At 67.3% G+C, this 24,535-nt stretch carries 39 protein-coding genes; 3 read left to right on the forward strand and 36 right to left on the reverse strand.

Features of this window, described 5'->3' with window-relative positions; genetic code table 11:
- Positions 1–8 precede the first annotated feature (8 nt).
- Together coaA and AB0924_RS13690 are read left to right on the forward strand one after the other, a co-directional pair.
- Positions 9–977 carry a type I pantothenate kinase gene (coaA, locus tag AB0924_RS13685; RefSeq protein ID WP_358935502.1) on the forward strand — a complete coding sequence of 323 codons (969 nt, stop codon included), beginning with the start codon at positions 9–11 and terminating at the stop codon, positions 975–977.
- 59 nt (positions 978–1,036) lie between these two features.
- Entirely contained in the window at positions 1,037–1,984 is a 948-nt protein-coding gene (locus tag AB0924_RS13690; RefSeq protein ID WP_358935483.1) for a DUF389 domain-containing protein, read from the forward strand.
- A gap of 18 nt (positions 1,985–2,002) precedes the next feature.
- Here AB0924_RS13690 and glmM read toward each other — a convergent pair whose 3' ends face one another.
- The 3 genes from glmM to rplM all read right to left on the reverse strand — a co-directional run bounded on the left by glmM (position 2,003) and on the right by rplM (position 4,539).
- Positions 2,003–3,361 (reverse strand): phosphoglucosamine mutase, encoded by a 1,359-nt coding sequence (gene glmM, locus AB0924_RS13695; protein WP_366911463.1) that lies wholly within the window; start codon positions 3,359–3,361, stop codon positions 2,003–2,005.
- Positions 3,362–3,539: 178 nt separating this feature from the next.
- On the reverse strand, positions 3,540–4,052 hold the full coding sequence (gene rpsI, locus AB0924_RS13700; RefSeq protein ID WP_004927169.1) for a 30S ribosomal protein S9: 513 nt from the start codon (positions 4,050–4,052) through the stop codon (positions 3,540–3,542).
- Between the two features lie 43 nt (positions 4,053–4,095).
- A complete protein-coding gene (gene rplM, locus AB0924_RS13705) occupies positions 4,096–4,539 on the reverse strand; it encodes a 50S ribosomal protein L13 (RefSeq protein WP_067055815.1) in 444 nt (147 codons plus the stop codon).
- Positions 4,540–4,828: 289 nt separating this feature from the next.
- On the opposite strand from rplM, the gene AB0924_RS13710 reads away from it, so the two are divergent.
- Entirely contained in the window at positions 4,829–5,710 is an 882-nt protein-coding gene (locus AB0924_RS13710) for a hypothetical protein (RefSeq protein WP_358935488.1), read from the forward strand.
- A 1-nt stretch (position 5,711) separates the two neighbouring features.
- Here the strand turns inward: AB0924_RS13710 and truA are convergent, their stop codons facing one another.
- The 33 genes from truA to AB0924_RS13875 form a co-directional block, all read right to left on the reverse strand.
- Positions 5,712–6,566: a tRNA pseudouridine(38-40) synthase TruA gene (gene truA / locus AB0924_RS13715; protein WP_358935490.1), complete on the reverse strand. Its 855-nt coding sequence runs from the start codon at positions 6,564–6,566 to the stop codon at positions 5,712–5,714.
- Positions 6,567–6,640: 74 nt separating this feature from the next.
- A complete protein-coding gene (gene rplQ / locus AB0924_RS13720; protein WP_351672000.1) occupies positions 6,641–7,132 on the reverse strand; it encodes a 50S ribosomal protein L17 in 492 nt (163 codons plus the stop codon).
- 164 nt (positions 7,133–7,296) lie between these two features.
- Positions 7,297–8,319, reverse strand: a complete 1,023-nt coding sequence (locus AB0924_RS13725) for a DNA-directed RNA polymerase subunit alpha (RefSeq protein ID WP_003966937.1) — start codon at positions 8,317–8,319, stop codon at positions 7,297–7,299.
- 145 nt (positions 8,320–8,464) lie between these two features.
- The gene (rpsK, locus tag AB0924_RS13730; protein ID WP_003956432.1) at positions 8,465–8,869 is read right to left on the reverse strand and encodes a 30S ribosomal protein S11; all 405 of its coding nucleotides are present in this window, start codon (positions 8,867–8,869) and stop codon (positions 8,465–8,467) included.
- A 70-nt stretch (positions 8,870–8,939) separates the two neighbouring features.
- The gene (gene rpsM, locus AB0924_RS13735) at positions 8,940–9,320 is read right to left on the reverse strand and encodes a 30S ribosomal protein S13 (protein ID WP_031167100.1); all 381 of its coding nucleotides are present in this window, start codon (positions 9,318–9,320) and stop codon (positions 8,940–8,942) included.
- A gap of 192 nt (positions 9,321–9,512) precedes the next feature.
- A complete protein-coding gene (gene rpmJ, locus AB0924_RS13740; protein ID WP_003998809.1) occupies positions 9,513–9,626 on the reverse strand; it encodes a 50S ribosomal protein L36 in 114 nt (37 codons plus the stop codon).
- Between the two features lie 58 nt (positions 9,627–9,684).
- Entirely contained in the window at positions 9,685–9,906 is a 222-nt protein-coding gene (gene infA / locus AB0924_RS13745; protein ID WP_003948620.1) for a translation initiation factor IF-1, read from the reverse strand.
- Positions 9,907–10,144: 238 nt separating this feature from the next.
- Complete coding sequence (map, locus tag AB0924_RS13750; RefSeq protein ID WP_358928118.1) at positions 10,145–10,981, reverse strand: type I methionyl aminopeptidase; 837 nt, start codon at positions 10,979–10,981, stop codon at positions 10,145–10,147.
- Positions 10,982–11,079: 98 nt separating this feature from the next.
- Positions 11,080–11,745, reverse strand: coding sequence for an adenylate kinase (locus AB0924_RS13755; protein ID WP_358928120.1), 666 nt, complete (start codon positions 11,743–11,745; stop codon positions 11,080–11,082).
- Entirely contained in the window at positions 11,745–13,058 is a 1,314-nt protein-coding gene (gene secY, locus AB0924_RS13760; protein ID WP_358928122.1) for a preprotein translocase subunit SecY, read from the reverse strand. Before secY ends, AB0924_RS13755 begins: the two co-directional genes overlap by 1 nt.
- A gap of 233 nt (positions 13,059–13,291) precedes the next feature.
- The gene (gene rplO / locus AB0924_RS13765; RefSeq protein WP_030745257.1) at positions 13,292–13,747 is read right to left on the reverse strand and encodes a 50S ribosomal protein L15; all 456 of its coding nucleotides are present in this window, start codon (positions 13,745–13,747) and stop codon (positions 13,292–13,294) included.
- A 2-nt stretch (positions 13,748–13,749) separates the two neighbouring features.
- Positions 13,750–13,932, reverse strand: a complete 183-nt coding sequence (gene rpmD, locus AB0924_RS13770; protein WP_003974250.1) for a 50S ribosomal protein L30 — start codon at positions 13,930–13,932, stop codon at positions 13,750–13,752.
- Positions 13,932–14,537 carry a 30S ribosomal protein S5 gene (rpsE, locus tag AB0924_RS13775; RefSeq protein WP_007494753.1) on the reverse strand — a complete coding sequence of 202 codons (606 nt, stop codon included), beginning with the start codon at positions 14,535–14,537 and terminating at the stop codon, positions 13,932–13,934. The genes rpmD and rpsE overlap by 1 nt, the downstream gene beginning before the upstream one ends.
- Positions 14,538–14,576: 39 nt before the next feature.
- The gene (rplR, locus tag AB0924_RS13780; RefSeq protein WP_073901437.1) at positions 14,577–14,960 is read right to left on the reverse strand and encodes a 50S ribosomal protein L18; all 384 of its coding nucleotides are present in this window, start codon (positions 14,958–14,960) and stop codon (positions 14,577–14,579) included.
- A gap of 3 nt (positions 14,961–14,963) precedes the next feature.
- Entirely contained in the window at positions 14,964–15,503 is a 540-nt protein-coding gene (gene rplF / locus AB0924_RS13785; RefSeq protein WP_358928126.1) for a 50S ribosomal protein L6, read from the reverse strand.
- Positions 15,504–15,527: 24 nt separating this feature from the next.
- Positions 15,528–15,926 carry a 30S ribosomal protein S8 gene (rpsH, locus tag AB0924_RS13790; protein ID WP_007384075.1) on the reverse strand — a complete coding sequence of 133 codons (399 nt, stop codon included), beginning with the start codon at positions 15,924–15,926 and terminating at the stop codon, positions 15,528–15,530.
- A gap of 212 nt (positions 15,927–16,138) precedes the next feature.
- Entirely contained in the window at positions 16,139–16,324 is a 186-nt protein-coding gene (locus tag AB0924_RS13795) for a type Z 30S ribosomal protein S14 (protein ID WP_003948630.1), read from the reverse strand.
- 5 nt (positions 16,325–16,329) lie between these two features.
- Positions 16,330–16,887 carry a 50S ribosomal protein L5 gene (rplE, locus tag AB0924_RS13800; protein WP_061920719.1) on the reverse strand — a complete coding sequence of 186 codons (558 nt, stop codon included), beginning with the start codon at positions 16,885–16,887 and terminating at the stop codon, positions 16,330–16,332.
- Positions 16,887–17,210, reverse strand: a complete 324-nt coding sequence (rplX, locus tag AB0924_RS13805; protein WP_351672679.1) for a 50S ribosomal protein L24 — start codon at positions 17,208–17,210, stop codon at positions 16,887–16,889. Before rplX ends, rplE begins: the two co-directional genes overlap by 1 nt.
- A 2-nt stretch (positions 17,211–17,212) precedes the next feature.
- Positions 17,213–17,581, reverse strand: a complete 369-nt coding sequence (gene rplN / locus AB0924_RS13810; protein ID WP_003998823.1) for a 50S ribosomal protein L14 — start codon at positions 17,579–17,581, stop codon at positions 17,213–17,215.
- A 129-nt stretch (positions 17,582–17,710) separates the two neighbouring features.
- Positions 17,711–17,998: a 30S ribosomal protein S17 gene (gene rpsQ / locus AB0924_RS13815; protein ID WP_003992363.1), complete on the reverse strand. Its 288-nt coding sequence runs from the start codon at positions 17,996–17,998 to the stop codon at positions 17,711–17,713.
- Entirely contained in the window at positions 17,998–18,222 is a 225-nt protein-coding gene (gene rpmC / locus AB0924_RS13820; protein WP_030174543.1) for a 50S ribosomal protein L29, read from the reverse strand. The genes rpsQ and rpmC overlap by 1 nt, the downstream gene beginning before the upstream one ends.
- Positions 18,222–18,641 carry a 50S ribosomal protein L16 gene (gene rplP / locus AB0924_RS13825; RefSeq protein ID WP_143627890.1) on the reverse strand — a complete coding sequence of 140 codons (420 nt, stop codon included), beginning with the start codon at positions 18,639–18,641 and terminating at the stop codon, positions 18,222–18,224. Before rplP ends, rpmC begins: the two co-directional genes overlap by 1 nt.
- A 5-nt stretch (positions 18,642–18,646) precedes the next feature.
- Entirely contained in the window at positions 18,647–19,468 is an 822-nt protein-coding gene (gene rpsC, locus AB0924_RS13830; protein ID WP_014674374.1) for a 30S ribosomal protein S3, read from the reverse strand.
- Positions 19,468–19,815 (reverse strand): 50S ribosomal protein L22, encoded by a 348-nt coding sequence (gene rplV / locus AB0924_RS13835; RefSeq protein ID WP_003974262.1) that lies wholly within the window; start codon positions 19,813–19,815, stop codon positions 19,468–19,470. Before rplV ends, rpsC begins: the two co-directional genes overlap by 1 nt.
- 44 nt (positions 19,816–19,859) lie before the next feature.
- On the reverse strand, positions 19,860–20,141 hold the full coding sequence (gene rpsS / locus AB0924_RS13840) for a 30S ribosomal protein S19 (protein ID WP_003992359.1): 282 nt from the start codon (positions 20,139–20,141) through the stop codon (positions 19,860–19,862).
- Positions 20,142–20,153: 12 nt separating this feature from the next.
- Positions 20,154–20,990 carry a 50S ribosomal protein L2 gene (rplB, locus tag AB0924_RS13845; protein WP_358928134.1) on the reverse strand — a complete coding sequence of 279 codons (837 nt, stop codon included), beginning with the start codon at positions 20,988–20,990 and terminating at the stop codon, positions 20,154–20,156.
- Positions 20,991–21,028: 38 nt separating this feature from the next.
- Positions 21,029–21,448 carry a 50S ribosomal protein L23 gene (rplW, locus tag AB0924_RS13850; protein ID WP_358928136.1) on the reverse strand — a complete coding sequence of 140 codons (420 nt, stop codon included), beginning with the start codon at positions 21,446–21,448 and terminating at the stop codon, positions 21,029–21,031.
- On the reverse strand, positions 21,448–22,101 hold the full coding sequence (gene rplD, locus AB0924_RS13855; RefSeq protein ID WP_145886673.1) for a 50S ribosomal protein L4: 654 nt from the start codon (positions 22,099–22,101) through the stop codon (positions 21,448–21,450). Before rplD ends, rplW begins: the two co-directional genes overlap by 1 nt.
- Before the next feature lie 8 nt (positions 22,102–22,109).
- On the reverse strand, positions 22,110–22,754 hold the full coding sequence (rplC, locus tag AB0924_RS13860) for a 50S ribosomal protein L3 (protein ID WP_005481233.1): 645 nt from the start codon (positions 22,752–22,754) through the stop codon (positions 22,110–22,112).
- A gap of 17 nt (positions 22,755–22,771) precedes the next feature.
- Complete coding sequence (rpsJ, locus tag AB0924_RS13865; RefSeq protein WP_003948644.1) at positions 22,772–23,080, reverse strand: 30S ribosomal protein S10; 309 nt, start codon at positions 23,078–23,080, stop codon at positions 22,772–22,774.
- A gap of 464 nt (positions 23,081–23,544) precedes the next feature.
- Positions 23,545–23,787 carry a hypothetical protein gene (locus tag AB0924_RS13870; RefSeq protein WP_366911465.1) on the reverse strand — a complete coding sequence of 81 codons (243 nt, stop codon included), beginning with the start codon at positions 23,785–23,787 and terminating at the stop codon, positions 23,545–23,547.
- 26 nt (positions 23,788–23,813) lie between these two features.
- Positions 23,814–24,242, reverse strand: a complete 429-nt coding sequence (locus AB0924_RS13875; RefSeq protein WP_366911466.1) for a hypothetical protein — start codon at positions 24,240–24,242, stop codon at positions 23,814–23,816.
- Positions 24,243–24,535 lie beyond the last annotated feature (293 nt).

Here is a 24,535-nt window from a genome sequence, read left to right on the forward strand (position 1 = left end):
TCTCCCCGATGCCCAGGAGCGCCCACCGGTCCAGGCCGGAGGCGACTCCCTACGTCGACCTCACGCGTGCCGAGTGGAGTGCGCTGCGGGACAAGACGCCACTGCCGCTCACCGCCGAGGAGGTGGAGAAGCTGCGCGGACTCGGCGACGTCATCGACCTCGACGAGGTGCGGGACATCTACCTCCCGCTGTCGCGTCTGCTCAACCTCTACGTCGGCGCCACGGACGGCCTGCGAAGCGCGCTCAACACCTTCCTCGGCGAACAGGGTTCACAGTCCGGCACCCCGTTCGTGATAGGCGTCGCCGGTTCGGTGGCGGTCGGCAAGTCCACCGTCGCCCGGCTGCTGCAGGCCCTGCTGTCCCGCTGGCCCGAGCACCCCCGCGTCGAACTGGTGACGACCGACGGGTTCCTGCTGCCCACCAGGGAGCTGGAGTCCCGCGGCCTGATGTCGCGCAAGGGCTTCCCCGAGTCGTACGACCGCCGGGCGCTGACCCGCTTCGTCGCCGACATCAAGGCGGGCAAGGACGAGGTGACGGCCCCCGTCTACTCCCACCTGATCTACGACATCGTCCCGGACAGCCGGCTCACCGTGCGCCGCCCGGACATCCTGATCGTCGAAGGGCTCAACGTGCTGCAGCCCGCCCTGCCCGGAAAGGACGGCCGCACCCGGGTCGGCCTCGCCGACTACTTCGACTTCAGCGTGTACGTCGACGCGAGCGCCGAGGACATCGAGAGCTGGTACCTCAGCCGTTTCAGGAAGCTGCGCCGGACCGCCTTCCAGAAACCGGACTCGTACTTCCGCAAGTACACCCAGGTGTCCGAGGACGAGGCCCTCGACTACGCCCGCACCCTGTGGCGCACGATCAACAAACCCAACCTGGTCGAGAACATCGCGCCCACCCGCGGCCGCGCCACCCTCGTCGTCCGCAAGGGCGCCGACCACAAGGTGCAGCGGCTGCGGCTGCGCAAGCTCTAGGTTGCGGACACGGCCGGCCCAGGTATGACGTGTGCATGGAAGCCTGTTAGAAAGGCGCCATGCTGCATCTGCGCCTGATCACCCCGGCCGAGAAGACGGACGAGGTGGTGCGGCTGATCGGGACGACGGTCGGCACCGCCCATCTCGTGGTGCTGCCGGGCGCCGCCCGCGACCCCGCCGGGGACGTCGTCCAGTGCGACGTGGCACGCGAGGCGGGCGACGAACTCCTCAGCGCCCTGCAGCGGTTGGACCTGGAACGGACGGGCTCCATCGCGGTCGAGAACATCGACCTGTCGCTGTCCCGGCGGGCCGAGAAGGCCGAGGACGAGGCGCCCGGCGAGGCCGCGGACGCGGTGCTGTGGGAGCACCTGACGGAGGCGACGCACGAGGAGTCGACCCTGTCGGTCACCTACGTCGCGTTCCTCACCCTGGCCACCATGATCGCGGCCTGCGGCGTGGTGCTGGACAACGCCGTCCTGATCGTGGGCGCGATGGCGGTCGGCCCGGAGTTCGGTCCGCTGGCCGGCATCTGCACGGCCCTGGTGCAGCGCCGCCCGCGCCTGGCGCTGCGCTCGGTGACCGCGCTGCTCGTGGGCTTCGCGGCGGCGATGGCGGTGACGGTCGGCTTCAGTCTCTTCATGGACGCCATCGGGCTTTTCCACCGGTCGGGGCTGGAGGGCGAGCGCCCCAACACGGCGTTCGTCTACGCCCCCGACGCCTTCTCGTTCGTCGTGGCGGTGCTGGCCGGGATCGCCGGCACCCTGTCCCTGACCTCCGCCAAGTCGGGCGCGCTGGTGGGCGTGGCCATCTCGGTGACGACCGTGCCCGCCGCCGCCAACGCGGCCGTCGCCCTCGCCTACGGCGACACCGCCCAGACGGTCGGCTCGACGAACCAGCTCCTGCTGAACCTGCTCGGCATCGTCCTGGCCGGCATCCTGACCCTCCTGGCCCAGAAGTGGTTCTGGGCCAGGCAGCGGCGGCAGCGACCGAACGTCGAAAAGACCTAGCCGAGAGGGCCGGGAAGCTCAGCCCAGGGCCGACTTCACCGCGTCGGCGAGGCGTCCGGCGACGGACCTGGCCTGGTCGATGTCGGCCGCCTCGACCATCACCCGTACCAGCGGCTCGGTCCCCGAGGAACGCAGCAGCACGCGCCCGGTCTCCCCCAGCTCGCGCTCCGCCTCGGCAACCGCGGCGGCGAGATCCGCCGAGGTCTTCACCCGGGACTTGTCCACGTCCGGGACGTTGATCAGGATCTGCGGCAGGCGCTCCATCACCGACGCCAGCTCCCGCAGCGTACGGCCGGTCTGCGCGACCCGTGCCGCCAGCAGCAGCCCGGTCAGCGTGCCGTCCCCGGTCGTCGCGTGGTCGAGGATGATCACGTGTCCGGACTGCTCGCCGCCGAGGGCGTAGTCCTTCTCCTTCATCTCCTCCAGCACGTACCGGTCGCCGACGGCGGTCTGTACGAGGTGGATGCCCTCCCGCTCCATCGCCAGCTTGAAGCCCAGGTTCGACATGACCGTCGCGACGACGGTGTCGGAGCGCAGCTCGGAGCGTTCCCGCATCGCCAGCGCGAGCACGGCGAGGATCTGGTCGCCGTCCACCTCCTCGCCGGTGTGGTCCACGGCGAGGCAGCGGTCGGCGTCACCGTCGTGCGCGATGCCGAGGTCGGCGCCCTGCTCGACAACGGCCGCCTTCAGCTTCTCCAGGTGGGTGGAGCCGCAGCCGTCATTGATGTTGAGCCCGTCCGGCTCGGCACCGATCGTGACGACCTGGGCGCCGGCCCGCGAGAACACCTCCGGCGAGACCCCCGAGGCCGCGCCGTGTGCCTCGTCCAGGACGATCTTCAGGCCGTCGAGCCGGTTCGGCAGCGCGCCGAGGAGGTGACCGGCGTAGTTCTCGAAGCCCTCGTCGTACGAACGCGCCCGTCCGACCCCGGCACCGGTGGGCCGCTCCCAGGGCTCGCCGTGGCGGTGGGACTCGTACACCGACTCGATCCGGTCCTCGAGCTCGTCGGCGAGCTTGTGGCCCCCGCGGGCGAAGAACTTGATGCCGTTGTCCGGCATGGCGTTGTGGCTGGCGGAGAGCATCACGCCGAGGTCGGCGCCGAGCACGCCGGTCAGGAACGCCACCGCCGGCGTCGGCAGCACTCCGACCCGCAGGACGTCCACGCCCGCGCTGGCCAGGCCCGCGACCACGGCCGCCTCCAGGAACTCCCCGGACGCGCGCGGGTCCCGTCCGACCACGGCCTTCGGCCGGTGGCCCTCGAAGGTGCCCGCCTCGGCCAGCACGTGCGCCGCCGCCACGGACAGACCGAGCGCCATCTCGGCCGTCAGGTCCGCGTTGGCGACACCGCGCACGCCGTCCGTACCGAAGAGTCGTCCCACTTGTCCTCCTGAGGAAGCGTCCATGCTGCCGGGAATCATGGCAGACGCCACGACACCCGATCACACAAGCCCTTGAGCGTCTTGTGTCGTTATACGCCCTTGGGCTGGGATAAACGAACGCCCCGACGGCACAGAGGCGTGCCGCCGGGGCGTTCGGAGTACGAGCAGGCCGCTGTGATTAGCGCTTGCTGTACTGCGGGGCCTTGCGGGCCTTCTTCAGACCGGCCTTCTTGCGCTCGACCGCACGGTCGTCGCGCTTGAGGAAGCCGGCCTTCTTCAGCGGGCCGCGGTTGTTGTCGACGTCGGCCTCGTTCAGCGCACGGGCGACACCGAGACGGAGCGCACCGGCCTGACCGGAGACGCCGCCACCCGCGATACGGGCGATGACGTCGTAGCGGCCCTCGAGCTCGAGCACCTTGAAGGGCTCGTTGACTTCCTGCTGGTGCACCTTGTTCGGGAAGTAGTCCTCGAGGGTGCGACCGTTGATCTTCCACTTGCCGGTGCCCGGGACGATCCGGACGCGGGCGATGGCGTTCTTGCGACGGCCCAGGCCGGCGGCCGGCTGGGGCTCACCGAAACGGGACGCCATCGACTCCGAGGTGTACTCACCCTCGACGGGGACCTCGGACTCGGTGGTGTAGCTGTCGATGTCAAGCTCTTCGAGCGGCTGCTCGGCAGTGGTCTCGGCCACGATTCTCCTCAGATTCTCTGTCAGTCTTAGGGGGTGGCCGGACTTACTGCGCGACCTGGGTGATCTCGAACGGCACCGGCTGCTGGGCAGCGTGCGGGTGCTGGTCACCCTTGTAGACCTTCAGCTTCGAGAGCATCTGACGGCCCAGGGAGTTCTTGGGGAGCATGCCCTTGACGGCCTTCTCGACGGCCTTCTCCGGGTTCTTGTCCAGCAGCTCGTCGTAGCGGACGGAGCGCAGACCGCCCGGGTAGCCGGAGTGGCGGTACGCCATCTTCTGGGTCCGCTTGTTGCCGGACAGGTGCACCTTGTCGGCGTTGATGATGATGACGAAGTCACCAGCGTCGACGTGCGGCGCGTAGATCGGCTTGTGCTTACCCCGGAGGAGGGTCGCGGCGGTGGTGGCGAGACGGCCCAGAACAACGTCCTGAGCGTCGATGACGTGCCACTGGCGCGTCACATCGCCGGGCTTGGGGCTGTACGTACGCACGGTTCGTAGCCTTCGCTTCGAGTGAATGGTCCTAAACAAGGTCACCGAAACGATCACGACAGCCTGAGCCACTGCGGCGACGCATACCGCGTACGTGGGGTTGCTGGTCATCGGTTTGGTGAACCGGTGTAAGGGCCCGTCCCGTGAGAATGAGCAAGCCAATACACAACGAAGAAGCAGGTTACCTGGACGCCCCCGGACGGGTCAAAACGAGGCATGCCGATGGACAAAGGTCGCATGCCGCCGCTCGCGCTCCAGTATCGGCCGCCCCCCGTCTAAGATGCGCCCCATGAGTTACGGGCAGGGGGGACCCCAGTCTCAGTGGGATCCCTGGAAACCTAATTCCCAGCAGCCTTGGAACAGCGGCGGTGACGACGGCACCCCCGACTGGGCCGCGCTCGCCGAGGCGTCCGAGACGCGGAACAAGCGTCGCCGGCTGCTGTTCATCGGCGGAGGCGCGCTGGCCACGATCGGCGTCGGCACGGCCGTCGCGATGGCCGTGGTCTCCGCGAACGGCGACAACGGCGCCTCGGGCAAGCCGTCCAATCTGCCCGCCAGCGCCTCCCTGCCCAGCGGCTCGGCCACGGCACCGTCCTTCGCGCCCACCAGCGCCCCGCCGCCGCTGGACCCGAAGGACTTCATAGCCAGCGCCAAGAAGGACACCGCCCCGCTGAGCCCGGAGACGCTCTTCCCGGGCACACAGCTCACCATGGGCGAGACGGTGTACAAGAAGGGCGCCACCGCCGACACCAGGAACTGCGCCTCGGCCACCGGCGGCAATCTGCCGAAGATCCTCACGGCCAACGGCTGCAGCCGGCTGATGCGGGTGAGCTACGTCAACGGCGACATCGCCGTCACGGTCGGTGTCGCGGTCTTCGACGACGAGGCGCAGGCCACGAAGGTCAAGTCCCAGGCGGGCAGCGAGAAGAACCTGGTGAACTCCCTGGCCGGCAAGGGCATCAAGAACTTCTGCGACTCCGCGATCTGCCGGACGACCACGAACGCCTACGGCCGCTACGCCTACTTCACGATCAGCGGCTTCACCGGCGGCAAGAACGTCACCACCAAGGACACCAAGGTGTTCCGCACCGGCGACGACCTGGCCCAGTTCACCGTCAACCAGATCCACCGCCGCGGCCAGGCACAGGCCTCCGCGGCGGCGAACCGGTAGCTCAGCAGCACCCCGCCGACGGAAGCGATCGCTTGTTCCGGGCCTCCTTGTTCCGGGCGGCCAGCAGTTCGTCGGCGGGGTAGCCGACCTCCTCCAGGGTCAGCCCGTGCGGCCGTACGACGTGCACGGCGCTGTCCCGCACCCCGGCGGCCAGCACCTTCCCGGGCCACTCCGGCCCCCGGTGCCCGTCCCCCACGAACAGCAGCGCGCCGATCAGCGAGCGCACCATGTTGTGGCAGAAGGCGTCGGCCCGCACCGTGGCGGTGACGACCCCGTCCCCGCCGCGCACCAGGCTCAGCTCCTGGAGGGTGCGGATCGTGGTCGCGCCCTCGCGCCGCTTGCAGTAGGCGGCGAAGTCGTGCTCGCCGACGAGCCTCCGCGCGGCCTCGTTCATCGCCTCCACGTCGAGCGGCCAGTCGTGCCAGAGGACATGGCCCCGCAGCAGGGGGTCCACTCCGCCGGGGTTGTCGGTGACGCGATAGGCGTAGCGCCGCCAGACGGCCGAGAAGCGGGCGTTGAAGCCGGCCGGGGCCTCGCTGAGCCGCCACACCCGGACGTCCTTGGACAGCCGTCCGGCGAGCCGTTTCAGCAGCTTCTCGCGGTGCTCCGCCCACAGCTCGGCGGGCAGGTCGACGTGCGCGACCTGGCCGCGCGCGTGCACCCCGGCGTCGGTCCGCCCGGCCACCGTCAGTTCGTACGTCTCCTTCGACCGTGTCACGGTCCGCAGAGCGTCCTCGATCTCCCCCTGCACGGTCCGCCTGCCGCCGGCCTGCTTGGCCCAGCCGTGGAAGTCGGTGCCGTCGTAGGAGAGGTCGAGGCGGATGCGTACGTGTCCGGGCTGTACTTCGTCACTCACACAGGAATCCTCTCAAGTACGCGAAAGCGGGCCCGCCCCGGAGGGCGAACCCGCTTCCCGCGTCAGGCAGAGCCTCAGGCGTCCTTCGACTCCTCGGCCGGAGCCTCGGCCGGAGCCTCGGTGGTCTCCTGCGCCTTGGCCTCGTCCGACTCCTTGACCGCACGCTTGGTGGCGGCCTCGGCCTCACCCACGGCCTTCTGCTGCACCGTCAGCGCCTCGACCAGCTCGATGACGGCCATGGGCGCGTTGTCGCCACGGCGGTTACCGATCTTGGTGATGCGGGTGTAGCCACCCGGACGGTTCTCGTAGCGCGGGCCGATCTCGGTGAAGAGCGTGTGGACGATGCTCTTGTCCGTGATCACCTGGAGCACCTGACGGCGGTTGTGAAGGTCGCCCTTCTTCGCCTTGGTGACCAGACGCTCGGCGTACGGGCGCAGGCGGCGGGCCTTCGCCTCGGTGGTGGTGATACGGCCGTGCTCGAAGAGCGCCTTCGCGAGGTTCGCGAGGAGCAGCTTCTCGTGCGCGGCGCTGCCGCCCAGACGGGCACCCTTGGTGGGCTTCGGCATTGTTCTTCTCCTGTGTGTCTGCCCCGGCCGTATCAGGTACCGGGGTCAGTATCCGAGCAGACGGTTGTCTGTCGGAGACCCCGCGCCCCGAATAGGGGCGCGGGGAACTGCGCGACCGGCCACGGCCGGCCCGCAGTCGCAGAACCGGGCTCCTCGCGGAGCGCTCAGTACTGCTCGGTCTCGACGAAACCGGCGTCCGCGTCGTCGTCGGCACCGAAGGCGTCGGCGGCGGCGGTCGGGTCGAATCCGGGCGGGCTGTCCTTCAGGGCCAGGCCCATGCCGGCCAGCTTCGCCTTGACCTCGTCGATCGACTTCGCACCGAAGTTGCGGATGTCGAGCAGGTCGGCCTCGGAGCGGGCGACGAGCTCACCCACGGAGTGGATGCCCTCGCGCTTGAGGCAGTTGTACGACCGGACGGTGAGCTCGAGCTCCTCGATCGGCAGGGCCAGGTCGGCGGCCAGGGCGGCGTCCGTCGGGGACGGGCCCATGTCGATGCCCTCGGCGTCGATGTTCAGCTCGCGGGCGAGACCGAACAGCTCGACCAGGGTCTTGCCGGCGGAGGCCATGGCGTCACGGGGACGCATCGCCTGCTTGGTCTCGACGTCGACGATCAGCTTGTCGAAGTCGGTGCGCTGCTCGACACGGGTGGCCTCGACCTTGTACGTGACCTTCAGCACCGGGCTGTAGATGGAGTCGACCGGGATACGGCCGATCTCCTGGCCCACCTGCTTGTTCTGCACGGCGGAGACGTAGCCGCGACCGCGCTCGACGGTCAGCTCCATCTCCAGCTTGCCCTTGCCGTTGAGCGTGGCGAGGACGAGGTCGGGGTTGTGCACCTCGACACCGGCCGGGGGCGCGATGTCGGCGGCGGTGACCAGACCCGGGCCCTGCTTGCGCAGGTACATCACGACCGGCTCGTCGTGCTCCGAGGAGACGACCAGCTGCTTGATGTTGAGGATCAGGTCGGTGACGTCCTCCTTGACGCCCGGCACGGTGGTGAACTCGTGCAGGACGCCGTCGATGCGGATGCTGGTGACAGCGGCACCGGGGATCGACGACAGGAGGGTGCGGCGGAGCGAGTTGCCGAGGGTGTAGCCGAAGCCCGGCTCCAGCGGCTCGATCACGAACCGGGAGCGGAACTCGTCGACGACCTCTTCGGTCAACGAGGGACGCTGAGCGATCAGCATGTGTGATTCAGATCCTTCATTCGTGGACGCCCGCTATTTGACGCCCGACGGAAACCGCGCCCGTGAGAAGCGCGGGTACTGCAAGGGTACGGGCGGTACGCCCCTTACGGAGCAGTACCGCCCGGACCCTGAAAGCAGCCTGGCCTCAGACGCGGCGGCGCTTCGGCGGGCGGCAGCCGTTGTGCGGGGTCGGGGTGACGTCCTGGATGGAGCCGACCTCGAGGCCCGTGGCCTGCAGGGAGCGGATCGCGGTCTCACGACCGGAGCCCGGGCCCTTGACGAACACGTCGACCTTGCGCATGCCGTGCTCCTGGGCGCGGCGGGCAGCCGACTCGGCGGCCATCTGCGCGGCGAACGGCGTGGACTTCCGGGAGCCCTTGAAGCCGACGTGGCCGGCGGAGGCCCAGGAGATCACGTTGCCCGACGGGTCCGTGATGGAGACGATCGTGTTGTTGAACGTGCTCTTGATGTGCGCGTGGCCGTGAGCGACGTTCTTCTTTTCCTTGCGGCGCACCTTCTTGGCAGCGCCCTGACGTCCCTTGGGGGGCATCTACAAACTCCTACGGGGAGGTGGTCGGTCCTACAGCGAAGACCGCTGATGAAGCGTTGTCCGCTGAGGACTACTTCTTGCCCGGCTTCTTCTTGCCGGCGATGGCGCGACGCGGGCCCTTGCGGGTACGAGCGTTCGTGCTGGTGCGCTGACCGCGGACGGGCAGACCACGACGGTGACGGAGACCCTGGTAGCAACCGATCTCGACCTTGCGGCGGATGTCGGCCTGGATCTCGCGACGGAGGTCACCCTCGGTCTTGATGTTGTTGTCGACGTACTCGCGGATCGCGACCAGCTGCTCTTCGGTCAGGTCACGGACGCGAGTGTTCGGGTCGATACCGGTCTCGGCCAGCGTCTGCTGGGAGAGGGTCCGGCCGATGCCGAACACGTAGGTGAGGGCGACCTCCACGCGCTTTTCGCGCGGGATGTCAACACCGGAAACGCGTGCCATTCAATGGCTCCTGGTGAATCTTCGGAGGTCTTCCGCAGAACCGGCTCCCAGCCCGCCGTACCAGGTACGGACCGGGTCCCCGGCCTCCGAACCGGGGGTGTCGAGCCTCAAGAGACTCGGGTTCTGCGTATGAACAAATTCAGCTTGCGTCGCGCGAATCTCTGCGATGGATGCAGAGGGATCGGTCCTGCGTCAGCCCTGGCGCTGCTTGTGGCGCGGGTTCTCGCAGATGACCATGACCCGACCGTGACGGCGGATCACCCTGCACTTGTCGCAGATCTTCTTGACGCTCGGCTTGACCTTCATTGGTGAGGTTCTCCGGGTCAGTGCCATCGCTCCGGGAGACCCGAAGCGCGGGCAAGATCTACTTGTACCGGTAGACGATCCGGCCACGCGTCAGGTCGTACGGAGACAGCTCCACCACGACCCGGTCGTCAGGGAGGATGCGGATGTAGTGCATACGCATCTTGCCGCTGATGTGTGCCAGGACCTGGTGGCCGTTCTGGAGCTCGACCTTGAACATGGCGTTCGGCAGAGACTCGACGACAGTGCCCTCGATCTCGATGGCACCTTGCTTCTTGGCCACGCTTCGCCCTTCGAATCGACTACCTTGATCGACTCTCTTTTCGCCCCGGGGGGCGAGTGGCGAGCGCATGCGGACATGCGGGTGCACGAGAGCCGACGAGTCAGTCTACGTCAGCGCACCCGGAAACACGAATCGAGGAAGTCTGCCCCATGCCGGTGATCCCTATTCCAGGGGATCGCGGAAAACGGCGGCCCGGGGGCGGCGATTCGCCGGCCGGCGTCGCGGCCCGGCCGCCGCGTCAGGCGAGCGGGTCGGGCGCGGCGGTGATGCCGAACTCGGCCAGCTTGGCCTTGCCGCCGTCGGGGGCCGTCAGGACCAGCGGGCCCTGCTCAGTCAGGGCGACCGAGTGCTCCCAGTGGGAGGACCAGGTGCCGTCCGTGGTGATGACGGTCCAGTCGTCGGACAGGACCTCCGTGCGGGGGGTGCCGAGGGAGACCATGGGCTCGATCGCGAGGCAGAAGCCGGGGACCAGCTTGGGGCCCTTGCCGCGACGGCGGTCGACGTAGTTCAGCAGGTGCGGGTCCATGTGCATCTCGGTGCCGATGCCGTGGCCGCCGTAGTCCTCGATGATCCCGTACTTGCCGCCGCCGGGCTTCGGCTGGCGGCGGATGTACGTCTCGATGGCACGGGAGACGTCGACGAGCCGGTTGCCCTGCTTCATGGCCGCGATGCCGGCCCACATCGACTCCTCGGTCACCCGGGAGAGCTCGATCAGCTCCGGGGCGTGACCGGATCCCACGAAGGCCGTGTAGGCGGCGTCACCGTGCCAGCCGTCGACGATCGCGCCGCAGTCGATGGAGATGATGTCGCCGTCCTTGAGGACGACGTCCTCGGACGGGATGCCGTGGACGACCACGTCGTTCACCGAGGTGCAGATGGTCGCGGGGAAACCGCCGTAGCCGAGGAAGTTCGACTTCGCGCCGTGCTCGGCGAGCACCTTGCGGGCCACCTCGTCCAGATCCCTGGTGCTGGCACCGGGCACCGCGGCCTCTCGGGTGGCCGCGTGGATGGCGGCGACGACCAGCCCCGCCGCACGCATCTTGGCGATCTGCTCGGGGCTCTTGATCTGCACCATGGGGGCCTGCGCTCTCCATCACTCACGTCGGCTGGGTTACGTACACAACACTACGGCCGCGACGCCCGTGAGGGCGCCGCGGCCGGAAGGACCGCGATCTACTTGTTGTCGGCCTTCTCGCGCTTCAGCGCCTCCAGCGCCCGCTCGGTGATCTCGTCCACCGGACCCAGCGAGGAGATCGTGCGGACCAGGCCCTGCGACTTGTAGTAGTCGATGATCGGCTCGGTCTGCGTGTGGTAGACCTCCAGCCGCGTGCGGACGGTCTCCTCGGAGTCGTCGTCGCGCTGGTACAGCTCACCGCTGCAGACGTCGCAGGCGCCCTCCTGCTTGGCCGGGCTGTACGTCTCGTGGAAGACGTGGGACGAGTCGTTGCGGCAGATGCGCCGGCCGGCGATCCGCTTGACGACCTCCTCCTCCGGGACCTCGAGGTCCAGGACGGCGTCCAGCTTGATGCCCTCGGACTCCAGCAGCGCGTCCAGCGCCTCGGCCTGCGAGACGTTCCGCGGGAAGCCGTCCAGCAGGAAGCCCTTCTGCGCGTCGGGCTGCTCCATGCGGTCCTTGGCCATCGCGATGGTGACCTCGTCGGGTACGAGGTTCCCCGCATCCATGTAGGACTTCGCGAGCTTGCCCAGCTCGGTCTGCTGGCTGATGTTTGCGCGGAACAGGTCGCCCGTCGAGATGTGCGGGATGCCCAGCTTCTCGGCGAGTCGGACGGCTTGCGTTCCCTTACCGGCACCCGGCGGCCCGACGAGGACGATACGCATCAGCGGAGGAACCCTTCGTAATTGCGCTGCTGAAGCTGGCTCTCGATCTGCTTCACCGTCTCGAGGCCGACACCCACGATGATGAGGATGCTGGTCCCGCCGAACGGGAAGTTCTGGCTTGCCCCGAAGCCCACCAACGCCATTGTCGGTACGAGAGCGATCAGACCCAGATACAGCGAACCCGGCCAGGTGATCCGGTTGAGCACGTAGCTCAGGTACTCAGCGGTCGGTCGGCCAGCCCGGATGCCCGGGATGAAGCCACCATACTTCTTCATGTTGTCGGCGACTTCCTCGGGGTTGAAGGAGATCGCCACGTAGAAGAACGCGAAGAATACGATGAGCAAGAAGTACGAAGCGATGTAAATCGGGTGGTCGCCCTTGGTCAGGTTCTGCTCGACCCAGGTCTTCCAGCCCGACTTGCCCCCCGCGAACTGAGCGAGCAGCGCCGGAATGTAGAGCAGCGACGAGGCGAAGATGACGGGAATCACACCCGCCTGGTTCACCTTGAGCGGGATGTACGTGGACGTACCGCCGTAGGAACGGCGCCCGATCATGCGCTTCGCGTACTGCACCGGGATGCGGCGCTGGGCCTGCTCCACGAAGACCACCAGCGCGACCATGACCAGGCCGACCAGGATGACGGTGCTGAACTCGATCCAGCCGCCGGCCAGGGTGCCCTGCTTCTTGATGGCCCACAGCGCGGACGGGAAGGTCGCCGCGATCGAGATGAACATCAGGATCGACATGCCGTTGCCGATGCCGCGGTCGGTGATCAGCTCACCGAGCCACATGACGACGGCCGTACCGGCCGTCATGCAGATGACCATCGTGATGGTGGTGAAGATCGACTGGTCGGGGACGATCTGGCCGCCCACCGAGCAGCTGCCGAACAGGGCGCCGCTGCGCGCGGTGGCGACGAGACCCGTGCCCTGAAGGATGGCGAGCGCCACGGTCAGGTAACGGGTGTACTGCGTGATCTTCGCGGTACCCGCCTGGCCTTCCTTCTTCAGGGCCTCCAGACGCGGGATGACGACGGTCAGCAGCTGCAGAATGATGCTCGCCGTGATGTACGGCATGATGCCGAGCGCGAAGATCGTGATCTGGAGCAGCGCGCCACCGCTGAACATGTTGACGAGACCGAAGAGGCCCTGATTGCCGGACGCCTCTTTCACGCACGTCTGGACGGCCTTGTAGTTGACGCCGGGGATCGGGATGTGGGTACCGACCCGATAGACCACGATGATTGCCAGCGTGAAGAGCAGCTTCTTGCGCAGGTCGGGCGTCCTGAACGCCCGGGCGAACGCGGTGAGCACGGTGCCTCCTGCGACCCCCGCGCAACTGCGTCAAGGGTGACGGTCTTGAGGTTCGACGAATGAATAACGGCCAACTGCCGCTCAGAGTGCCCCATGGGAGGCACCCAGTGAAAGTGGACAGTGCAGGCCACCTTACCGGCGAGACCACTGCCCTTGGAACGACCAACCGGGGATACCCCTTTTGTGGAGTATCCCCGGTCGGGTCGTTCACGTCATCGAGGAGCCTGAGGGACTCAGACCAGCTCGGTGACCGTACCGCCGGCGGCGGTGATCTTCTCCTTGGCGGAGCCGGAGACGGCGTCGACCGTCACCTGCAGCGCCACGGAGACCTCGCCCTGGCCCAGGACCTTGACGAGGCTGTTCTTGCGAACGGCACCCTTGGCCACCAGACCCTCGACGGTGACCTCGCCACCCTCGGGGTAGAGCGCGGCCAGCTTGTCGAGGTTCACGACCTGGTACTCGGTCTTGAACGGGTTCTTGAAGCCCTTCAGCTTCGGGAGGCGCATGTGGAGCGGCATCTGGCCACCCTCGAAGCGCTCCGGAACCTGGTAACGGGCCTTGGTGCCCTTGGTACCACGACCGGCCGTCTTACCCTTCGACGCCTCACCACGACCCACACGGGTCTTGGCGGTCTTGGCGCCCGGGGCGGGACGGAGGTTGTGGATCTTGAGCGGGTTCTGCTCCGCCATGATCAGTCGACCTCCTCGACCGTCACGAGGTGGCGGACGGTGTGCACCATGCCGCGGAACTCGGGGCGGTCCTCCTTGACGACCTGCGTGTTGATGCCCTTGAGACCAAGGGAGCGCAGGGTGTCACGGTGGTTCTGCTTGCTGCCGATATAGGACTTGACCTGCGTGATCTTGAGCTGAGCCATCACGCACCCGCCCCGGCACGCGCACGCAGCAGGGCCGCGGGAGCGACGTCCTCGAGCGGCAGACCGCGGCGGGCCGCGACCTCCTCGGGACGCTGCAGGCCCTTGAGGGCCGCCACGGTGGCGTGCACGATGTTGATCGCGTTGTCGGAGCCGAGCGACTTCGACAGGATGTCGTGGATACCGGCGCACTCGAGCACGGCACGCACCGGACCACCGGCGATAACACCGGTACCGGGGGACGCGGGCTTGAGCAGCACGACGCCGGCAGCCTTCTCACCCTGGATCGGGTGCGGGATGGTGCCCTGGATGCGGGGGACCTTGAAGAAGTGCTTCTTGGCCTCCTCAACACCCTTGGCGATGGCGGCCGGCACCTCCTTGGCCTTGCCGTATCCGACACCCACGGTGCCGTCACCGTCGCCCACCACGACCAGCGCGGTGAAGCTGAAGCGACGACCACCCTTCACAACCTTGGCGACGCGGTTGATCGCGACGACGCGCTCAACGTACGCGGTCTTCTCGGCGGCAGCAGCGCCGCCGTCACGGCCCTTCCGGTCCCGCCGCTCGCCGCCACCGGCACCGCCACCGCGGCGCTGGGGTCCAGCCATTGGAATTACCTCTCTTCGTTTCCGCTAGCTACGGCAGGCTCAGAACTTGAGCCCGGCTTCGCGGGCGGCGTCCGCCAGGGCGGCGATGCGCCCGGCGTACTGGTTGCCACCACGGTCGAACACGACAGCCTCGACACCGGCGGCCTTGGCACGCTCGGCGACCAGGGCGCCGACCTGCTTGGCCTGCGAGGACTTGTCGCCCTCGCCGCCGCGGACGGACGCGTCCAGGGTGGACGCGGACGCCAGGGTGTGGCCCTTGAGGTCGTCGATCACCTGCGCCACGATGTGGCGGTTGGAGCGGGTCACGACCAGACGCGGACGCTCCGCCGTACCGGAGAGGTTCTTGCGAATCCGGATGTGGCGGCGCTTGATCGCGGCGCGCTTGTAGGCGTCGCCCTTGAGGATCTTCTGTCCGTATGCCATGGCTTACTTACCCGCCTTTCCGACCTTGCGGCGGATGACTTCGCCCTCGTACTTGACGCCCTTGGCCTTGTACGGGTCGGGCTTGCGCAGCTTGCGGATGTTGGCCGCAACCTCGCCGACCTTCTGCTTGTCGATGCCCTCGACCTGGAAGCGGGTCGGGGAGTCCACCTTGAAGGTGATTCCCTCGGGCGCCTCGACGACGATCGGGTGGCTGTAGCCGAGCGCGAACTCGAGGTTCGAGCCCTTGGCCGTGACGCGGTAACCGACACCGCTGATCTCGAGCTTCTTCACGTAACCCTGGGTCACGCCGGTGATCATGTTCGCCACCAGCGTGCGGGACAGGCCGTGCAGGGCCTTGTTCTGACGCTCGTCGTTCGGACGGGTGACGTTCAGCACGCCGTCCTCACCCTTGACGATGTCGATCGGCGCGACAACGGTGTGGGTCAGCGTGCCCTTGGGGCCCTTGACCGAGACCGTACGGCCGTCGATGGTGACGTCCACGCCGGCGGGAACCGTGATGGGGAGCTTGCCAATACGCGACATAGCTGTTTCCTCCGTTCCCTTCCGCTACCAGACGTAGGCGAGGACTTCCCCACCCACGCCCTTCTTGCCGGCCTGCTTGTCGGTGAGGAGACCGTGCGACGTGGAGATGATCGCCACGCCCAGGCCGCCGAGCACCTTCGGCAGGTTGGTGGACTTCGCGTAAACCCGGAGACCGGGCTTGGAGATCCGCTTGATGCCCGCGATGGAGCGCTCACGGTTCGGGCCGAACTTCAGCTCGAGAACGAGGTTCTTGCCGACCTCGGCGTCCTCGACCTTCCAGCCCGTGATGAAGCCCTCCTGCTGGAGGATCTCCGCGATGTGAGACTTGATCTTCGATGCCGGCATCGTCACGGAGTCGTGGTATGCCGAGTTCGCGTTCCGCAGACGCGTAAGCATGTCTGCGATCGGATCAGTCATGGTCATGAATTGGCCTTCGGCCTCTCTCGCCGGGGTTTCCTGGTGCGCCATCCCTCTCCCCGATCCGAGACGGGACGGGTGCGGCGCGGTGGACCTACGGCGTAGTAAGTCGTAAGGGCGCGGCAGACGCCCAACTCCACAAGCCTACGGCACGTGGAGAAGGGCTTCTGCCGACCCAGATGCTTACCGAGAGCTTCAGGAATCCCCTATTACAGGGATTACCAGGAGCTCTTGGTCACGCCCGGCAGCTCGCCACGGTGAGCCATCTCACGAAGGCACACGCGGCACAGGCCGAACTTGCGGTACACGGAGTGCGGGCGGCCACAGCGCTGGCAGCGGGTGTAGCCACGCACACCGAACTTGGGCTTGCGAGCAGCCTTAGCGATCAGAGCCTTCTTCGCCATCTCGCTCACGCCTCCTTGAACGGGAAGCCGAGGTGACGAAGGAGCGCACGGCCCTCAGCGTCGTTGGTCGCCGTGGTCACCACGGTGATGTCCATACCCCGGGTGCGGTCGATCTTGTCCTGGTCGATCTCGTGGAACATGACCTGCTCCGTGAGACCGAAGGTGTAGTTGCCACGGCCGTCGAACTGCTTGGGGGACAGGCCGCGGAAGTCGCGGATGCGCGGCAGCGCGAGCGACAGGGTGCGGTCCAGGAACTCCCACATGCGGTCGCCACGGAGCGTGACGTGGGCACCGATCGGCTGGCCCTCACGCAGCTTGAACTGCGCGATGGACTTGCGGGCCTTGGTGACGGCCGGCTTCTGACCGGTGATGGTGGTCAGGTCGCGGATCGCGCCCTCGATCAGCTTCGAGTCACGGGCGGCGTCGCCGACACCCATGTTGACCACGATCTTGACGAGGCCGGGAACCTGCATGACGTTCTCGTACTTGAACTCGTCACGCAGCTTGCCCGCGATCTCCTCGCGGTACTTCTGCTTCAGACGCGGAGTGGTGGTGGTAGCCATCAGATGTCCTCACCCGTCCGCTTGGCAACGCGGATCTTGTTGCCCTCGTCGTCGAAGCGGTAACCGACACGCGTGACGACCTTCTGGCCGTCCTTCTCAACGACCAGCTGGACGTTGGAGACGTGGATCGGCGCCTCGGTGGTGACGATGCCGCCGGCCTGCGAACCGCCAGCGGTCGGACCGGCCTTGGTGTGCTTCTTGACCCGGTTGACACCCTCGACCAGGACACGCTCGTCGCGCGGGTAAGCGGCAATGACCTTGCCCTGCTTGCCCTTGTCCTTGCCGGTGATGACCTGGACCAGGTCGCCCTTCTTGATCTTCATGCTTACAGCACCTCCGGCGCGAGCGAGATGATCTTCATGAACTTCTTCTCGCGCAGCTCACGGCCGACCGGGCCGAAGATACGGGTGCCGCGAGGGTCGCCGTCGTTCTTCAGAATGACGGCGGCGTTCTCGTCGAAGCGGATGTACGAGCCGTCCGGACGGCGGCGCTCCTTGACGGTGCGAACGATGACGGCCTTGACGACGTCACCCTTCTTCACGTTGCCACCGGGGATCGCGTCCTTGACGGTGGCGACGATGACGTCACCGATGCCCGCGTAGCGGCGACCGGAGCCACCGAGCACACGGATGCAAAGGATTTCCTTCGCACCAGTGTTGTCGGCGACGCGCAGTCGCGACTCCTGCTGGATCACGTCTATCTCCTGTTTGTCTGCCGGTTCCCCGGGAGCCGCTCAGCGGAGCGGCTCCCGGAGCCTGGCGGAACTGTCCTGCGAGGGATGCCCCGCAGGAACGTACTTTTGTAACTCCCTTGCGGGAATTACCTACTTGGCCTTCTCGAGGATCTCGACGACGCGCCAGCGCTTCGTCGCGGACAGCGGCCGGGTCTCCATGAGGAGGACGCGGTCGCCGACGCCCGCGGCGTTCTGCTCGTCGTGCGCCTTGAGCTTGTTGGTACGGCGGATGACCTTGCCGTACAGCGCGTGCTTGACGCGGTCCTCGACAGCGACGACGACGGTCTTGTCCATCTTGTCGCTGACGACGAGACCCTCACGGGTCTTGCGGAAGCCGCGGGCCTCTGCAGTCTGCTCAGTCACGTTGCTCTCACTCATCAGGCGCTCTCCACCGTCTCGATGCCCAGCTCGCGCTCACGCATCAGGGTGTAGATCCGCGCGATGTCCTTACGGACGGCCTTCAGCCGACCGTGGTTCTCGAGCTGACCGGTCGCCGCCTGGAAGCGGAGATTGAACAGCTCTTCCTTGGCCTCGCGGAGCTTGCCCAGAAGCTCCTCGTTGCCCAGCTCGCGCAGCTCGGACGCCTTGGTACCGGCCGACATCACGCTTCACCTGCCTCGCGCTTGACGATCCGGCACTTCATCGGCAGCTTGTGGGCCGCACGAAGCAGCGCCTCACGGGCGATCTTCTCGTTGGGGTACGACAGCTCGAACATCACGCGTCCGGGCTTGACGTTGGCGATCCACCACTCCGGAGAACCCTTACCGGAACCCATGCGGGTCTCGGCAGGCTTCTTGGTGAGGGGACGGTCCGGGTAGATGTTGATCCAGACCTTGCCACCACGCTTGATGTGACGCGTCATGGCGATACGAGCGGCCTCGATCTGGCGGTTCGTCACATACGCCGGGGTGAGCGCCTGGATGCCGTACTCGCCGAACGCAACCTGCGTGCCGCCCTTGGCAGCGCCGCTGCGCTTCGGGTGGTGCTGCTTGCGGTGCTTGACCCTACGGGGGATCAGCATTTCGGTCAGGCCTCCGTTCCGGTGCTCTCAGCCGGAGCGGCGGCGGGAGCCTCGGCCTTGGGGGCCTCGGCGCCGGCAGCCTGCTGCGGCTTGCGACCGCGCCGCTCGCCACCACGGCCACCACGGGCCGGGCGGTCGGCACCGCCACGGGCCGGGCGGTTACCCGCACGGGCCGCAGCGTTCTCGGCGCGGACCTCGGCGATGTTCTTGACGTCGCCCTTGTAGATCCAGACCTTCACACCGATGCGGCCGAAGGTCGTCTTGGCCTCGAAGAAGCCGTAGTCCACGTTCGCACGGAGCGTGTGCAGGGGCACGCGGCCCTCGCGGTAGAACTCCGAGCGGGACATCTCGGCGCCGCCGAGGCGGCCGCCGCACTGGATCTTGATGCCCTTGGCGCCGGCCTTCATCGCCGACTGCATGCTCTTACGCATGGCGCGGCGGAAGGAGACGCGGGAGGAAAGCTGCTCGGCAACGGCCTGGGCAACCAGCTGAGCGTCGGTCTCGGGGTTCTTGACCTCGAGGATGTTCAGCTGGACCTGCTTGCCCGTGAGCTTCTCGAGGTCACCGCGGATGCGGTCGGCCTCGGCGCCACGGCGGCCGATGACGATGCCCGGACGAGCGGTGTGGATGTCCACCCGCACGCGGTCACGGGTGCGCTCGATCTCAACCTTCGAGATGCCGGCGCGCTCCATGCCGGACGTCATCATCCGACGGATGGCGACGTCTTCCTTGACGTAGTCCTTGTACAGCTTGTCGGCGTACCAACGCGACTTGAAGTCGGTCGTGACACCGAGCCGGAACCCATGCGGGTTAACCTTCTGGCCCATTACCGGGTTCCTTCCTTGCTGCTGACGACCACGGTGATGTGGCTGGTCCGCTTGCGGATCCGGTAGGCACGGCCCTGGGCACGCGGCCGGAACCGCTTCAGGGTCGGGCCCTCGTCGACGTACGCCTCAGAGATGAAGAGGCTGTCGGCGTCGGTGTGGTCGTAGTTGTGCGCGGCGTTGGCGATGGCGCTGTCGAGCACCTTGCCGACGGGCACTGAGGCGGCCTGCGGAGCGAATCGCAGGACCGCCTGAGCCTCCGTGGCGTCCATGCCACGGATAAGGTCCACCACGCGGCGGGCCTTCATGGGCGTAACGCGGATGTACCGCGCCTGGGCCCTGGCTTCCATGGTTGTCCCTCTCAGTTACTTACGTGTCTGAATGCGATCCGCGTTTAGCGGCGCTTCGACTTCCGGTCGTCCTTGACGTGACCCCGGAAGGTGCGCGTCGGCGAGAACTCGCCGAGCTTGTGGCCGACCATCGACTCGGTGACGAACACCGGGATGTGGGTCTTGCCGTTGTGCACCGCGAGCGTGTGGCCCAGCATGGCCGGGACGATCATGGAGCGACGGGACCAGGTCTTGATGACGTTCTTGGTGCCGGCTTCGTTCTGGGCGTCCACCTTCTTGATCAGGTGGTCGTCGACGAAGGGCCCCTTCTTCAGGCTACGAGGCATCTCAACCCGTCCTTAGCGCTTCTTGTTCGTCTTGCGGCGGCGGACGATGTACTTGTTCGACGCCTTCTTGGGCGAACGAGTACGGCCTTCCTTCTTGCCCCACGGGGACACAGGGTGGCGGCCACCGGAGGTCCGGCCCTCACCACCACCGTGCGGGTGGTCGACCGGGTTCATGACGACACCACGGACGGTCGGGCGAACGCCCAGCCACCGCTTACGGCCGGCCTTGCCCCAGTTGATGTTGCTCTGCTCGGCGTTGCCGACCTCACCGATGGTGGCGCGGCAGCGGACGTCGACCAGGCGGATCTCACCGGACGGCATGCGGAGGTGGGCCATCGAGCCCTCCTTCGCGAGCAGCTGCACGGAGGCACCGGCGGAGCGGGCGAACTTGGCACCGCCACCGGGACGGAGCTCGATCGCGTGGATCGTGGTACCGACCGGGATGTTGCGGAGGGCCAGGTTGTTGCCCGGCTTGATGTCGGCCCCGGGACCGTTCTCGACGCGGTCACCCTGCTGCAGGTTGCGCGGGGCGAGGATGTAGCGCTTCTCGCCGTCGACGTAGTGCAGCAGCGCGATGCGCGCGGTGCGGTTGGGGTCGTACTCGATGTGCGCGACCTTCGCCGGCACGCCGTCCTTGTCGTGACGACGGAAGTCGATCACTCGGTAGGCGCGCTTGTGTCCGCCACCCTGGTGGCGAACGGTCACACGACCGGCGTTGTTACGGCCGCCCTTGCTGTGCAGGGGGCGGACCAGCGACTTCTCCGGCGTGGACCGCGTGACCTCGACGAAGTCGGCGACGCTGGCGCCACGACGGCCCGGCGTAGTCGGCTTGTACTTGCGGATTCCCATTTCTCAGTCCTCGTCCGATATCGGACGATCCGACCCGCTTACGCGGTCGGACCGCCGAAGATGTCGATACGGTCGCCCTCGGCGAGGGTCACGATCGCGCGCTTGGTGGCGGCACGCTGGCCGAAGCCCGTGCGGGTCCGCTTGCGCTTGCCCTGGCGGTTGATCGTGTTGACCCCGGTGACCTTGACGTCGAAGACCGCCTGGACGGCCTGCTTGATCTGGGTCTTGTTGGCGTTCGGGTCGACGATGAACGTGTACTTGTTCTCGTCGATGAGCGCGTAGCTCTTCTCCGAGACGACCGGCTTCAGCAGGACGTCACGGGGGTCCGTGTACGACTTGCTCAGCGGGGTCTCGACGGTGTTCTTGCCCTCGGTGGCGTGGCGCTTCGCCTTGGCGACGCGCGCGGCCTTGGCGGCCTTGGCGGCCTTCGAGGCGATGCTCGGGTGACGCGTAGCCATCAGGCCTCGCTCCCTTCGGTGTCAGCGGCCTTGGGGCCAGACACGAAGGACTCGAACGCGGCCTGGGTGAAGACCACGTCGTCCGAGACGAGAACGTCGTACGTGTTCAGCTGGCCCGGCTCCAGGATGTGGACCTGGGGCAGGTTGCGGGCGGACAGCCACGCGGCCTCGTCGGCGCGGTCGACGACCAGGAGCAGGTTCTTGCGCTCGCTGATCTTGCCGAACAGGCTCTTGGCGGCCTTGGTGCTGGGGTTCGCGCCCTCGACCACGCCGGAGACGACGTGGATGCGGTTGTGACGCGCCCGGTCGGTGAGGGCACCGCGCAGGGCGGCGGCCTTCATCTTCTTCGGGGTGCGCTGCGAGTAGTCACGCGGCTGCGGGCCGTGGACGACGCCACCACCGGCGAACTGCGGGGCGCGGGTCGAACCCTGACGGGCGCGACCGGTGCCCTTCTGGCGGTACGGCTTCTTGCCGCCACCACGGACCTCGCCACGGGTCTTCGTCTTGTGCGTGCCCTGACGGGCAGCGGCCAGCTGTGCGACGACGACCTGGTGGATCAGCGGAACGCTGACCTTGGCGTCGAAGATCTCCGCGGGGAGCTCGACGGAACCGGCCTTGTCGCCCGCCGGCGAAAGGATGTCAACAGTGCTCATCGGTTACCTCAGGCCCCCTTGGCCGCGGTGCGGACCAGGACGAGGCCGCCGTTCGGACCGGGAACCGCGCCCTTGATGAGCAGCAGACCCTTCTCCGCGTCAACGGCGTGGACGGTCAGGTTCTGGGTGGTGACCCGCTCGTTGCCCATGCGACCCGCCATGCGGAGGCCCTTGAACACGCGGCCCGGGGTGGCGCAGCCACCGATGGAACCGGGCGAGCGGTGCTTGCGCTGGGTGCCGTGTCCGGCGCCGAGGCCCTTGAAGTTGTGACGCTTCATGACACCGGCGAAGCCCTTGCCCTTGCTCTTGCCGGTCACGTCCACCTTGACGCCGGCCTCGAAGACCTCCGCGGAGATCTCCTGGCCCAGCGTGTACTCGGAGGCGTCCGCGGTGCGGATCTCGACGAGGTGGCGGCGGGGGGTGACGTCGGCCTTGGCGAAGTGACCCTTGAGGGGCTTGTTCACCTTGCGCGGGTCGATCTCGCCGAAAGCGATCTGGACGGACTCGTAGCCGTCGACATCGTTCGTACGGACCTGGGTGACGACGTTGGGGCCGGCCTTGACGACGGTGACCGGAACAACGCGGTTGTTCTCGTCCCACACCTGCGTCATGCCGAGCTTCTCGCCCAGGATGCCCTTGATCTGCTTAGCCATTCTCAGCTCACCGACCCTCAGAGCTTGATCTCGATGTCGACACCGGCCGGGAGGTCGAGTCGCATCAGAGAGTCAACGGTCTTGGGGGTGGGGTCGAGGATGTCGATCAGGCGCTTGTGCGTGCGCATCTCGAAGTGCTCGCGCGAGTCCTTGTACTTGTGCGGCGACTTGATGACGCAGTACACGTTCTTCTCAGTGGGCAGCGGCACCGGGCCCGCGACCGACGCACCAGTGCGGGTCACCGTCTCGACGATCTTCTTCGCCGAGGAGTCGATGACCTCGTGGTCGTAGGCCTTGAGCCGGATGCGGATCTTCTGTCCCGCCATGGCTACTCAGTAGTCCTGTCTCTTCAACGCTCTGGAACCCGGCGGATTCCTTCTGCTGCCTTCGCTCCTCCGACCCACGCGGTCGGGTGTGTCGCGCTCCCGCTGACACAGATGTCCCTTGTTCGAACATCCCTGCGGGGAATGCGACGGCCCTTCCGGAACCGCGGACCGGGGACCCAAGGCCCACCGGGTGCCTGGTCGGTGCCGCGCCCACACTTCCCGGAAGATTCCCGTACGTCCGCCCCAGTGCTGCCCGTGGGCAGTTAGGGCGACGAGTACTGTGGGACTCGCTTCCGGTCCTCCCGGCGGGAGGCGCGCAGCATCAACACTCGACCGAGCAACTCGGACAGTCTGCCATATGGGGCGGGGGGCTGGCCAATCGGGCGGAAGAGATTACCCGTGGGGTGACGCAGGTCAAACCCTGAGGGGATCCGGACCCCGGACGGCGCGTCCGGGAGCCGTCCTCAGCCGGCCGCGGGAGGGCTTGCCGGGACCACCGGGTGGTTGCGGCACCCGAACTCCTCGGCCGCCACGCGGGCCGAGTGCAGGAGGTACCGCAGGTGCGGCTCGGGCCCGGCGGCCCGGGTGAGCGTGTCGGTCATGGAGCCCGCGAGCGGCACCCCCGCCTCCTGGCCCGCGGGGGCACCGGGTACCCGGCACTTGACGTAGACGGAGTAGTCGTAGGTGCCGTCGCCCTTCCGCACCACCAGCTTGACGTCGGCGTTGACGCGGATCAGCGCTCGTCGTACACGTCCGACTTCTCGCCGAACGGTGAGTCGAAAGGGAAGGTGGACGCGCCGAAGCTGATCGACAGACGGCTCGTGTGCCGCTCCTGGCCACGGACCACGACCCGGCACAGCTCGGACTCCGTGAAGGACGGGAGCGCCTTGCTACTGGGGTTCCACGACCTGACGTCGCCGTAGAAGTCGGTCTTCGCGCTCTCGACGTCCCGCACATCGACCAGCCCGGTGTCACGCGGGCTGTTCTCCTTGACCCACTTCTCACCGGCCGAGCCGAGCAGGTCTTCGCAGGCCTTCCGAGTCCTGTCGCCAGTTCCGGCGCCCTCGGTGTCGCCGGAGCCGCACGCCGTCGACCCGAGCAGGAGGGCCGCAAGCAGGGGTACGGCAGGAAAGAGCCGCATGTCACCAGCCCCGGGCGTCATGGGTGTCGCTCCGTTTTCCGCCGGCCATACAGGCCTCCTCGCGACCCGCGCTCGTCAAGCCGGTCAATAGCGTGCGGGCCCGCAGCCACCTCCACGTACACCCCGTAGTGAGTGACTCCGCGGAAATCGCGGAACGGCGATCACCACCGCCGCACCGACGTGAACGGCAGCCTCTGAGGCAACCCCCACCGCAGTACCGATCACTGCACCCACAGCGAACTCGCGCCGTTTGTCTCTCAGTTGGTCTCGAACATACCTACCACTCCTTACCGTGCGCCCCCTGCAGCCGGCGT

Source organism: Streptomyces sp. NPDC047869 (assembly GCF_040704065.1).
Lineage (GTDB): Bacteria > Actinomycetota > Actinomycetes > Streptomycetales > Streptomycetaceae > Streptomyces.

Excerpts from the sequence above, each read along its gene's own strand:
- rplW (WP_358928136.1), bottom strand. The coding sequence starts at position 21,448 with ATGGCTACGCGTCACCCGAGCATCGCCTCGAAGGCCGCCAAGGCCGCC.
- rplF (WP_358928126.1), bottom strand. The coding sequence starts at position 15,503 with ATGTCGCGTATTGGCAAGCTCCCCATCACGGTTCCCGCCGGCGTGGAC.
- map (WP_358928118.1), bottom strand. The coding sequence starts at position 10,981 with ATGGTGCAGATCAAGAGCCCCGAGCAGATCGCCAAGATGCGTGCGGCG.
- AB0924_RS13710 (WP_358935488.1), top strand. The coding sequence starts at position 4,829 with ATGAGTTACGGGCAGGGGGGACCCCAGTCTCAGTGGGATCCCTGGAAA.
- rplV (WP_003974262.1), bottom strand. The coding sequence starts at position 19,815 with ATGGAAGCCAGGGCCCAGGCGCGGTACATCCGCGTTACGCCCATGAAG.
- rpsQ (WP_003992363.1), bottom strand. The coding sequence starts at position 17,998 with ATGAGTGAGAGCAACGTGACTGAGCAGACTGCAGAGGCCCGCGGCTTC.
- rpsS (WP_003992359.1), bottom strand. The coding sequence starts at position 20,141 with ATGCCTCGTAGCCTGAAGAAGGGGCCCTTCGTCGACGACCACCTGATC.
- AB0924_RS13725 (WP_003966937.1), bottom strand. The coding sequence starts at position 8,319 with ATGCTGATCGCTCAGCGTCCCTCGTTGACCGAAGAGGTCGTCGACGAG.
- rpmD (WP_003974250.1), bottom strand. The coding sequence starts at position 13,932 with ATGGCTCAGCTCAAGATCACGCAGGTCAAGTCCTATATCGGCAGCAAG.
- AB0924_RS13690 (WP_358935483.1), top strand. The coding sequence starts at position 1,037 with ATGCTGCATCTGCGCCTGATCACCCCGGCCGAGAAGACGGACGAGGTG.
- coaA (WP_358935502.1), top strand. The coding sequence starts at position 9 with ATGCCCAGGAGCGCCCACCGGTCCAGGCCGGAGGCGACTCCCTACGTC.
- AB0924_RS13875 (WP_366911466.1), bottom strand. The coding sequence starts at position 24,242 with ATGACGCCCGGGGCTGGTGACATGCGGCTCTTTCCTGCCGTACCCCTG.
- rpsE (WP_007494753.1), bottom strand. The coding sequence starts at position 14,537 with ATGGCTGGACCCCAGCGCCGCGGTGGCGGTGCCGGTGGCGGCGAGCGG.
- AB0924_RS13755 (WP_358928120.1), bottom strand. The coding sequence starts at position 11,745 with ATGCGTATCGTCCTCGTCGGGCCGCCGGGTGCCGGTAAGGGAACGCAA.
- rplQ (WP_351672000.1), bottom strand. The coding sequence starts at position 7,132 with ATGCCGAAGCCCACCAAGGGTGCCCGTCTGGGCGGCAGCGCCGCGCAC.
- rplP (WP_143627890.1), bottom strand. The coding sequence starts at position 18,641 with ATGCTGATCCCCCGTAGGGTCAAGCACCGCAAGCAGCACCACCCGAAG.
- rplO (WP_030745257.1), bottom strand. The coding sequence starts at position 13,747 with ATGGCGGAGCAGAACCCGCTCAAGATCCACAACCTCCGTCCCGCCCCG.
- AB0924_RS13795 (WP_003948630.1), bottom strand. The coding sequence starts at position 16,324 with ATGGCGAAGAAGGCTCTGATCGCTAAGGCTGCTCGCAAGCCCAAGTTC.
- rpsC (WP_014674374.1), bottom strand. The coding sequence starts at position 19,468 with ATGGGCCAGAAGGTTAACCCGCATGGGTTCCGGCTCGGTGTCACGACC.
- rpsK (WP_003956432.1), bottom strand. The coding sequence starts at position 8,869 with ATGCCCCCCAAGGGACGTCAGGGCGCTGCCAAGAAGGTGCGCCGCAAG.
- rpmC (WP_030174543.1), bottom strand. The coding sequence starts at position 18,222 with ATGTCGGCCGGTACCAAGGCGTCCGAGCTGCGCGAGCTGGGCAACGAG.
- rplD (WP_145886673.1), bottom strand. The coding sequence starts at position 22,101 with ATGAGCACTGTTGACATCCTTTCGCCGGCGGGCGACAAGGCCGGTTCC.
- rpsH (WP_007384075.1), bottom strand. The coding sequence starts at position 15,926 with ATGACCATGACTGATCCGATCGCAGACATGCTTACGCGTCTGCGGAAC.
- rplC (WP_005481233.1), bottom strand. The coding sequence starts at position 22,754 with ATGGCTAAGCAGATCAAGGGCATCCTGGGCGAGAAGCTCGGCATGACG.
- rplR (WP_073901437.1), bottom strand. The coding sequence starts at position 14,960 with ATGGCATACGGACAGAAGATCCTCAAGGGCGACGCCTACAAGCGCGCC.
- rpmJ (WP_003998809.1), bottom strand. The coding sequence starts at position 9,626 with ATGAAGGTCAAGCCGAGCGTCAAGAAGATCTGCGACAAGTGCAGGGTG.
- rpsM (WP_031167100.1), bottom strand. The coding sequence starts at position 9,320 with ATGGCACGCGTTTCCGGTGTTGACATCCCGCGCGAAAAGCGCGTGGAG.
- rpsJ (WP_003948644.1), bottom strand. The coding sequence starts at position 23,080 with ATGGCGGGACAGAAGATCCGCATCCGGCTCAAGGCCTACGACCACGAG.
- rplB (WP_358928134.1), bottom strand. The coding sequence starts at position 20,990 with ATGGGAATCCGCAAGTACAAGCCGACTACGCCGGGCCGTCGTGGCGCC.
- rplE (WP_061920719.1), bottom strand. The coding sequence starts at position 16,887 with ATGGCTACCACCACCACTCCGCGTCTGAAGCAGAAGTACCGCGAGGAG.
- rplX (WP_351672679.1), bottom strand. The coding sequence starts at position 17,210 with ATGAAGATCAAGAAGGGCGACCTGGTCCAGGTCATCACCGGCAAGGAC.